Genomic DNA, 10,540 nt, shown 5'->3' with positions numbered 1-10,540 from the left:
ATGTCGCTCATGTTTCTGTGTCAAAAAACCTTTATGATGTGATATTACCACGAAGTGTTACTATTTTGGAGATGTCTATTGATTTCCGGCTTTAATTCCCAAAGTCGTGCCGTAATTTTCCCATCGGCTGTATTTGAGAAACTTGCCTGCCGCCACCATATTTCCCAGCACAGATTTCTGCTCGTCTTTCCCAAAAAAAGTCCCGTTAGCAACAACAGCAGCCCGGTAACGCGACACCATATTTTCAAAAGGTTCGTCGCCCCGCGTGACTTTAGAAGTATTTGCCAAGTCTGCATTATTAGCTAACCCAATTGTGAGATAAATTTCGGGATCTGCGAGGTCAATAGTTGTGAGATAAAAACTTGCGCCAGCTACATTTTGGCTGCTGACTTGTACAGGTTTTGCTTCCTTAGCAGAACGTTTGAGAATTTGAGGTTGAGACGGCTGCACAGCAGGAGAATTTTCGGGCGATTTTACAATAGGATTGCTCGCCAGAGGTTGATTGGTTTTTGCCGATTTTACAATGGGATTGCTGAGCAGAGGTTGAGGAGTTTGATTTGATTGTATAGTTGATAAAAAAGCGAGTGACTTTTGCCACAGTTGACCCGCGAGAGTCAAGAAACTATCTCGGTTTTGGGCGATCGCAAAATAGTCAGCCGCAGCCCGCGCCAAAGCTATGCCCGTTAAAAATAAAAAAGTGCGTCGCAGCATCGGGCGACAACCTTCAGACTGTTTGCGTTTAGACATAAAAAAATCTCAGCTAGGATAGCGAACAGTTTCCTATGGCTGTTACTACAATGGGCGATCGCCTGAATTCTGAAACTACCAGTAGCAAGGTGCTCCATCGCGCACCTTGCTACGAATTCACAACTCAAAACTATTTGCCTAGCCGGTATTCCGCATCCCCGCAGCAATTCCATTAATCGTCAGCAGAGCTCCCCGCAACAATTCACCCTTGCTGTAACGCGAGTGAATCACCCCCGGAACTCCGCCACTACCGTGCTGCCGCAAGCGTTTCAGCAGCGAAACCTGCAACAAGCCCAAAGGCACAATCGTCGCATTTCGCAACTGCACCGATCGCTGCAGCGATGGATCTTCGTCCAACAAACGTTGGTGTCCGGTAATTGTTAAAACCAAATCGCGAATCAAGTGAAATTCGGCCGCAATTTGATCGAATAAAGCCTTAAAACGCTCCTTATCAGCAGGCAAAGCTAACTCCTGCACATAGTGTTCTGCAATCTGCAAATCCACTTTAGATAAAGTCATTTCCACCTTAGAAATTACCATTCTAAAAAACGGCCATTTCAAGTAGAAATACTGCAAAAGTTTCATGTGTTCTTCCGGTTCCTCCAGCAAAAACTCTTGTAAAGCTGTGCCGACACCGTACCAAGAAGGCAGCAAAAAGCGGCTTTGAGTCCAGCTAAACACCCACGGAATGGCTCGCAAACCGCTGATGTCTTTTTTGCCACCGCGTCGGGCCGGACGAGAACTAATTTGCAACTGGCTGATTTCTTGAATCGGGGTAACTTGGTGGAAAAAATCGACTAAATCCGGCTGTTCGTAGATTAAATGGCGGTAGTGCGATCGCGATCGCGCAGATAACTCCTCCATAATCTCATTCCAAGGGTCAATGCCATCAAAACCAGTGTGCAGCAAACTAGCTTGAATTACCGCCGCCGCCACCGTTTCCAAATTGTAAAGCGCCAACTCCGGCAAAGAATATTTAGAAGCCAAAACCTCGCCTTGTTCAGTAATCTTAATTCGCCCGCTAATACTCTTTCCAGGCTGAGCCAGAATTGCCTTGTAAGCAGGTCCGCCGCCGCGCCCTACAGAACCGCCTCGGCCGTGAAAAATTCGCAGCTCCACACCGTGTTTTTCCGCAACCATTTGCAAAGCCTTTTGAGCTTTGTGGATTTCCCAATTGCTGCTGAGGAAACCAGAATCTTTATTGCTGTCCGAATAGCCCAGCATCACCTCTTGCAATTTGAGAGTTTCGATTGGGCCTTGGATATTCTCTTCACTCTTTTGCGCTATTTCCTGCGCGTATCCTCCTGTTAGCAAAGCTCGATAAAGCGGCAAATCAAATATTTTTTGCATTACTTCCGGCGCTTTTTTCAAATCTTCCACCGTTTCAAACAGGGGAACTACTTGAATGTTGCTAATTCCTGTTGCCGGATCGTAAAGTCCCGCTTCTTTTGCTAACAGCAAAACCGCCAGTAAATCGCTGACATCGTGGCTCATGCTGATGACGTAAGTTTCGCAAATTTCCGGGCCAAACTCCTGCTGCATTTGCCGCAATATTCGGAAGGTATTGATCGTCTCGCAAGTTTTAGGAGAAAAGGGCAATTCTGCTGGAATTAAAGGGCGACGAGTTTGCAGTTCCGTTGCCAGCCAAATAATTCGATCGCATTCCGACATTTGATTGTAAGGCTTTGGCAAAATTTGCAAGTATTCAGCAATTTCCCTTAAAGCGTCCGAGTGTACAGTTGACTCTTGGCGAATATCTAGGTAAGCCAAATTAAACCCGTAAATTTCTACTTGGCAGAGCAGATTTTCCAAGTCCCGACAGCTCAAACCTGTTTCCACTAAATTGTGCTCGATGAGCTTGAGCTCGGTCAAAAACTCAGCGCCCGATCGATAAAGGCCAGTCATTCCGGGATGTTCTGACAAAGCTTCGCGTTCCCGCTGCAACTCGTCTCCTTTGTAGAGCCGCCAATTGCGATCGCGCGTATTTTCCAGTCGCTGCTGCACGTAGGCCAGCTTCAACCGATAAGGTTCTTGGCGATAGCGAATCGCCCACTGCTCGTAAACCTCCGGGAATTCCGATTTGTCGCGATCGAGAGATTCCAGCAATTCCGGCAGCACGTCGCTCCAGTGCAGCGACAAACTCAAAAGTTCGTTCAGCCGCTTCACCGCGCTGATGTACTTCTCTAGCACTAAGTGGCGCTGATAGCAAGCCGTTTGCCAAGTAACTTTTGGAGTAACAGAAGGGTTGCCGTCCCTGTCCGAGCCCACCCAAGAACCGAACTTGCAAAAATTGTAACTCGGCGGTTTCAGATAAGGATAAGAAGCGTGGAGCGCTTGCTTTAAGCGCTGGTAGAGTTCGGGAATAGCATCAAACAGAACTTCCTCGAAGTAGTGGAGAGTGTATTCCACCTCGTCAAGTACAGTCGGCTTGAACTGGTGCAGTTCGTCAGTGCGCCACCAGAGGCGAATTTCTTCCATCAGTTGCTCTTGGAGAGCCGCTGCTTCCCAGCAAGACACCGGGTAGGGGCTTTGAGAGTCGGCTCCGAGCACCTGAAATTTCTCGTCAACTTGGTCTAGCTGTTGGAGAATCTTCGCCATTCGCCGCTGTTTGGTGCGGATCGTGTGGCGGACAATTTCTGTCGGGTGAGCGGTGAATACCAAGCGGATGTCTAACTGATCGATCAACCGCTGGATTTGCTGGCTGGGCACGTTCAAGCGCAGCAGCATCGGGAACAGTTGGTGAAAAGTGCCGGCATCTCGGGCGATCGTCTCGCTGCTGTCTGCACTGCTCAGAGGCGTTTGGGCCGGGCTTGGGCCTTCCCTGTGCCGGGGGCGATCGGGGGCATCCGTTGCTTGTCCTGGTAGCTTAGAAAACATCCGCCCACCAGCATCGTTGCTGCTAGCGTAAGCTAGCTGTTGGTCTCGCTGTTCGTAGTGCTGTTCGACAATGTTGATCAACTGAAAATACAGCGCAAAAGCCCGAGCGGCGCGGATGGCGGCGTTAAGGTCGAGCTTTTCGATTAGCTGTACGACATTCGACTCGCGAAAGTGAGTGGCTTGTCCCTCGGCGGAATTGACCGAGCGCATTTGTTGGAGCAAATCCACCAATTCCTGCCCGCACTCCTGTCGCAGCACCGATTCCCACAAGTCCTCTACAACTTTGAGGCGATTTCGCAGAAACAGGTCTGATTTGGAGTAAGCGGGAAAATGGGAAATAGATGTTGCATCAATAGCCTGTTCTGAAGACTGGAGGACTGAACTCATCGGGCTGTTCCTCAATAGCTGCGGGTGTCTGTGAAAATTGTATGGTTTAGTTTCGCCTAAAACACTTTTGTTTGCAGTCAAATTTGAGACTTATTGCAACCTTGAAAGTAGAAGGCACTTATGTACAAAGTATAAGGAAAGATTAATTCTTACAGCACGGATTGTACCTATTGTCAAGCTTTCATGTCAGTTAACTTGCGATTTGAGATTGTAGACGATCGGCGTGAGACGTTCGGCCAGAAGTCAGTTGAGTCGCGCTAAGTCGAACACTTTTAGATTTACTCCAAAGATCAATCTGGGATGTTGAACTAGGGTCGAAAATTTTTATCTCTCCCCGACAGGAGTACGTGGCACCGTATCCGTTTTTGGGCGGGGTCACAAAAATTAACTTCTAGCTGCAGCATCCTTCCTTGGGCTTTCTAATCCTGTGATTGAGGAAAGTTGAGTACGGGAAGGCGCGAACCCCGAAAGACTTCTTCGCTTTCAACGCCGATCGACGCAACAAACTCAGCAGCAGCTTTAGCCACCACCAACCCGCCCAGCATGGGTAAGGCGACCAAGCTCAACAAAATATCTGAGGGAACCGGCAATTTTGGACTGTTAGGTGTTTGAGTTTTGAGCAAGTCTTGGTTTTCCGACGGCATAAATCTTTCCTGCGTATTCTGTTATCCCTAGTTTACAAGCTAGGGCGGGTTTTCTTGCCTCGTTGTATCCTAGATTGGGGCGAGATCCGTGTTCATCCAAGAATTAGTGCCGTGTCATCGCACGCCAGACAGGGGTGCGTGCTGATATCCCCTGAAGGATGTTACACAAAAATCAGAGCGCACGACGATCGCCCGTACAACAGCTTTTTCAAGCCGATCGATCGCCTGCAGGATCGATCATGCAGCGTGTAAAAAAGTGAGAACGCCCGTTTGTTCAATCAGACCGGCCGATCATCGACTCAAAGGAAATTGTACCCGGTGTGCGATCGCCCGAGGGGTATAAAACTATCAACAATCATGCGAGCGCACAAAACAACTCGCTTGTAAAGTTGATCGACTCAAAGGAAATTGTACCCGGTGTGCGATCGTCCGCAATTTAAAAAGTCAGACTTGGTTGTTGTTTCGCTCCACCATCTCTCGTAACTGGAGCTGATATTTTATGGTACAAATCTCACTAAATACCTAGATGCAAAATAAAGAATTCACCTTCAATCACCTGATTGGCATAATTTAGCAAAATTTGCAGCTTTTCCAGAAGCAAGTCTCGCTCAACTTCGATATTATGAACTTTGGGTGGACTAGAAACCGTTCTGTCACTTTCTATAATTATTCCTCCATCAAGCTGAAATTTATCAGGAGCTTTTGAAAATAAGCGAGACCATGAATCGATTACGTGATAAAACATTTCCCCATCTTCTTGGTGAATAATTGTAGTACCATAAAGCGCTAATCCCTTTGTTTTCTTTTTATAGGGAAGTGAAAGATGAGTACACGGTATCCACATTAAGGTATCATTCATGTACCGCATTATGTCATCGTGGATACTAACTTCAAACTCCTTTTCATAATAATTCATGCACTTTGCATAACTGACTTCTCCTTCTCTTAAGCAAAAAAATCTATGTTCTAGCGCCATATTTCAACAAACCTCTTTATTCTATTAACAGTAAGGATTCAGGTCTAAAAACTTGCGGCTCCCACGGTTGTCTGGCAAGGGTTTTAGGGCAAAATAAGGGTTTTTGTCTTTCGTGGTTAATTGTCAATAAACGAGGACAAGTGACAGTTTTTCGTGGTTTATTGAGAATAGAGATTGATTTAGTATCAAGCTCCATATCTAAAGTCTTTGCCCAGCAAGGAGTTCAGTGACCTGAATCCTTACTATTAACACTTGATTCAATCAGCGATGCCAAAGTTTTCCAAAAGATATTATACCATATCTTCCTTGATCCAAATCTACTAAATCTATGTATTTATCTCCCAGTTCGTACCTAGAAACATTTGAGGTAGCTCTACTTATTCGGCGTATTTGGGTTGTTTTATCATTCAGAACTACTTGTTTAAAATCCTCTGCTAGCTGAATATATTCCTCCACATTATTTGCACCTACTTCCGCACCATGATCCCTAAAATGTTTTTTTACAGAAATTTCAGGTGTCGCCTCACTACCTGGATGCCATGAACGAGTATTGATATACTCATACGCTGGATTCAAAAATTCTTCCAAGTCCTCATCGGGAACATCATCCCAAGGATTATTACCGGAATTACTTTGAAGCACCTGAACAATCAGATTAGAGAGATCCTGGACACTAACTCCCACTAAGCTGATCCCATGTGCTAGCGCTCCCAATCCTGCGGCAACCAGCGCGGGGTTTCCAGTCAAACCACCTCCAATAAGTAATTGGACAGAATTAATTACACACTGATTTTTTGCTGATTCTTTACTAGACAAGGCTTGTAGCCCAAATTTTTGTGTAATTAATTGTGTCCTACTACTTACTACCACCAGCTCCAAACAAAATTTCCGCTATTCCTTGCAAAATTCCGATTAAATCAGCAGTAGCCCTTCCTGCCTGAGCTGCTTGACTCTTTTGTAAGAGTTTTTCCAGTTTGTCTCGTGCTTGTGCTCCTCCTGGTATCAGAAGGTCAGTGAAAGGCTGAAGTAAAGCCCCATTATTCTTGAGATAGTAGTAAAGAAGCGCGCCTAAAAATTCCAGAACAGCTTGCTTGCCTTGTTGAGATAGCTCCAACAACCTTTGGATAAATCTACGCAATTTTGCCAAAAATTTGTCCCAAGGGCTTTCGTTCTTAGGGCTACTTGCATTAAAATAGCCATCTCTATTAATTACCTTCTGAGACTCAAGCTCTTTGTAAATATCAGTTGGGAGCCAAAAAGTCTTGTCTTCAGAAGCATTTTTAGATGCAGCATCTTTAAAAATCACAGTCGGCAACTGCCAAATATCATCACTCGGCTTCGGAGGCTTCACCTTTTCCGGTGGCACATCTTGTTTCGGCGCCTTATTCAACCGCGGCGCTTCCCCAAATTCCGGCAAATTATTCGTCTGGGTCTGTGTTCCTTCTGGGTCAAATGACCCCCTCGTTACCTCCGATTCACCCGGCGCATACTCCCCATCCTTCCAACTATATTTCGACCAACTTTCACTCCAATCATTTCGACCATCATCCCATACTGTCCCGCTCCGAGTCCAACTCCAACTGCTGCCACTACTCGTATAGACATCTCTTTTAGTCACCGATTCATAGTCGTAACCGCTCACAGTTTCCGTCCAACTGTAACCTCCCTTAAAATAAGACTTGCTGTAACTTGAACTCCAGCTAGAATACTTGGACACCGAACTAGCTACGCCGTCACTATCGTAACTGCTTTCACTCGACCATTTCTCGTAAGTCGAACTGCCATTTTGTGTTCTTTGGCCATCTTTATAAGTTGTAACTGTCTGTGAATTTCTCGTGGTTGAGGTGTCGCTACTGCTAGATGAAGTGGAATTGTTGCCCTCGGTGCTGCTGTTACTTTTGGTAGCGGTTATTGTCGATTCGTCGCTGTTGCTTTGAGTAGTATAAGTATCAGCTTTATACTCGCTCTCCCACTGAGCATGATTTTCTGAATAATTTTCAAGCTCGGAATTATAACTAACTTTCCCCTCACTGTTGCTGCTGGAAGAATTCGACTTGCTGAGAGAATAAGTATCCCGATTGTGGCTGCTAGTTGACGGCCCGTTTTGGTAACTTTGGGTGTCATTCCCTTGACTTACAGAATAATTGTTATTGCGGTTGTTGTGCCAGTATGATGGGCCGTTGCTGCTGTTGGTTTCTTGAGATTGATTGACGGTGTAAGTGGATTGATTGCTGGTATTTTTTGACTGGCCGTCATCGTAACTGCTGTTGGTATTACTATTGGCTTCCGCATAAACATCGCGGCTGTTACTGCCGACGGTTTTGCCGTCAGTTGTAGTGTTGTCCCAAGTTGAATTGATTACTGAATAGTTGTCGCTGCTGTTGCCATTTTTGTAAAAACCGCTGCTACTGCTACTCTCATAATTCGAGCGATTTACTTGGCTTTCTTCCCCGCTGTGAGTGTTTAGAGAACTATTACCATTGCTGCTATTCGTCCAATCGGATTTGCCTTGAATTTGAGTTGAACTGTTGTTGAGAGAACTTCCGGTGCTGCTAGTATAGTGAGTGTTTGAAGTTGATTTTGAACCCCAATCGTCTTGGCGGTTGCCGTTATTCATTGCATAGTCGGTTCCGTATTGACTGTCTGATTGGGAAAAACTGTTTCGGTAACTGTCGGCAGTGGTGTTTGTAGTTTGTTCGGGACTGGTATAATTGCTAGAAGAGCGGGATTTTTGAAGATATGAGCTTTGGTCGTTGCGAGTGCCTTCGTATTTAACTCGGCTGTAGTTTTGCTGCGATTGATTTGTGTTTTCTACTGAGTTTTGGGAAAAGTTTTTGCTGGTGTAGGTAGCAGCATTTGTGCTGGAATCGCTGGTGTATTCGTTAAAAGAGTTGCCCTTGCTGTTGGTTTGGACGGCGTTTTGATCCCAGCTTGATTCGGTGTTTGAGAAGTTGCTATTTGTTTGAGTGTTTGTGGTGGTTGTACCGTTGGAACTACTGGTAGAGGTGGTTGTATATGGCGCTAGTTCTGTGGTATAAGAGCTAGTGCCTTCATTACTGTTTCCGGTTGAGGTGCTGGTAGTCTTTGGTGTGCCTGGGGCTGTGGTTGCAGTTGCTCTTTCTGAGGGTTGGGATGGGGTATTGTTGGGTGTGTTGCTGGGATTTGCATCGGCATCAATTAAGGGTTTTGTCAAGTGTTTGGTAGCTGCCAAGACTGGGATTGCGGGGATTGTTTCTGTGGCGGTGGCTATTGCTAATTCTGGGTTTAATATTCCGTATCCTGTCCTTTCGTCCCATGAGGGTACGTCAATATCTGTTGCTGTTTTTAGGAGGATGTTTTTGATTTGTTGGCGGTTCAGGGATGGGTTGGCTGCCCACATTTGGGAGATGGTGTTTGTGACGAAAGCGGCTGCTATTGATGTGCCTTGTTTTGTGGCAGTTGTTGATGGTTCTGGTGTTTGTGTAAGGCTTGTTGGTGCTAGGATATCTAAACCGCCTCCGTAGCTGGAATAGGCGACGCGGTGGTTGTTAGAGGATGCGCCGACGGTGATGATGTTGTCGAATTCTGTTGAGGCTTGTCCGAGGGCAGAGATGAGAGTTCCTTCATTACCGGCCGCTGCTACAATCAGTATGTTGTTGTCAAGGGCGTATTTAAGTGCTGATTGTTCTGCTGCTGTCAGTTTGTGCCGTGTGGTTTGCGTGCCGTCGGGATTGATTTGGGTTAAGTCGAAGCTGAGGTTAACGACGGCGTTGGGTTGTTTTGAGGCAATGGCTGCGTCTACAAATTCTATCAGGGATTGATGCCAGTTGCCACTGCCAGTGGCTCGTCCCAACCAAATCGGAGTCGATTTTTTGGTGTCGCTTTGATTGTTGGAGTGGCTGATAATTTCTAAAATTGTGTCGCCGTGTTGGTTTGCTTGGTTTGGTTGGAGTAGGGGATTGTTGTCGCCCTCGATTAAGTCTTTGCCGAGGAAGATTTGGCTGTAGTTGATGTTGGGATTGTTGGCGACAAAGCCGGTGTCGATGATTCCGATTAATGGTTGGTTTTGTTGGGGGAGGTTGGGGGTTATTTCTGGTTGGGTTTTTGTGTCGGTGATTGTGTATTCGTTGATGGTTGTTTCGGAATCGCTGTCAGTGGCAGTTGCGATTTCGGAGTCAGCGATGATATTTTGTGAATTGTCTGGCTGATTGTTTTCCTCGGATGGTATGTCGGGAGTAATGGCGATGTTTTCGGAGTCGAAGTCGGGGTTTACATATTCATCGATGGTTGTTGGAGGCTGATTGTCGCTGTCGGCGGTGATATTTTCCGATTGTTGTGAGTGATGATTTTCAGTGACGGCAATTTCGGGAATAATAGTTTGGGCGTCGGTAACTATATATTCTGATGCGGATGGTTGATGATTTTGGCTGGATTCTGTTTCGGGAATGTGAGGAAGTTGTTGGGCGAATATGCTGTTGATAGTTTCCCACAGTTGGGAAATTTCTTCGGGAGAAATTAGCAGGAAATTTTCAGCAGTTTCGCTGGCAATTTCGGGGGTATCGATAAGAGTTGGGGAGATGTTTTCACTTTCCCCAGTTAGAATGTCTGTAGATTCTGCGGGTATTGCGGGTATTTCTGGTTTGTCGGGTTGGAAAAAGACGGGTGTTTCGATTTTGTCACCTGTGATGAAGTCGATTTCTGTCTCAACAGGATTTGTTGGGAAATTGGGAATTTCGGAAACAGTCGGGTTTTGAGTTTCTGTCGCTGGGGAATTTTCGGTTGTTGTTTCAGTCGAATTAGTCTGGGAATTGGGGATTTCGGAAACAGTCGGATTTTTGTCTTCTACTGCGGGAGAATTTTCGATTTCTGTCTCAGCCGAAGTCGTCTCGGAATTGGGAATTTCCGAAACAGTCGGATTTTTCTCTTCAAC

Annotated in this window: 6 protein-coding genes; all 6 read right to left on the bottom strand. The window is 45.9% G+C overall.

Annotation, left to right across the window (positions count from 1 at the left end):
* Positions 1-75 precede the first annotated feature (75 nt).
* Complete coding sequence (locus QUA16_RS23365; protein WP_333106152.1) at positions 76-747, bottom strand: hypothetical protein; 672 nt, start codon at positions 745-747, stop codon at positions 76-78.
* 138 nt (positions 748-885) lie between these two features.
* Positions 886-4,011 (bottom strand): phosphoenolpyruvate carboxylase, encoded by a 3,126-nt coding sequence (ppc, locus tag QUA16_RS23360; protein WP_333106151.1) that lies wholly within the window; start codon positions 4,009-4,011, stop codon positions 886-888.
* Between the two features lie 419 nt (positions 4,012-4,430).
* Complete coding sequence (locus tag QUA16_RS23355) at positions 4,431-4,655, bottom strand: hypothetical protein (protein ID WP_333053485.1); 225 nt, start codon at positions 4,653-4,655, stop codon at positions 4,431-4,433.
* A 514-nt stretch (positions 4,656-5,169) separates the two neighbouring features.
* On the bottom strand, positions 5,170-5,631 hold the full coding sequence (locus tag QUA16_RS23350; RefSeq protein ID WP_333106150.1) for a hypothetical protein: 462 nt from the start codon (positions 5,629-5,631) through the stop codon (positions 5,170-5,172).
* 261 nt (positions 5,632-5,892) lie between these two features.
* Entirely contained in the window at positions 5,893-6,447 is a 555-nt protein-coding gene (locus tag QUA16_RS23345; protein ID WP_333106148.1) for a hypothetical protein, read from the bottom strand.
* A 40-nt stretch (positions 6,448-6,487) separates the two neighbouring features.
* On the bottom strand, positions 6,488-10,540 hold a 4,053-nt coding region (locus QUA16_RS23340; RefSeq protein ID WP_333106147.1), incomplete at its 5' end, for a S8 family serine peptidase.

The organism is Microcoleus sp. S13_C3 (assembly GCF_036700905.1).
Lineage (GTDB): Bacteria > Cyanobacteriota > Cyanobacteriia > Cyanobacteriales > Microcoleaceae > Microcoleus.
Note: the sequence above shows the minus strand (reverse complement) of the source record. Positions and strands in the feature narration are given on the sequence as shown.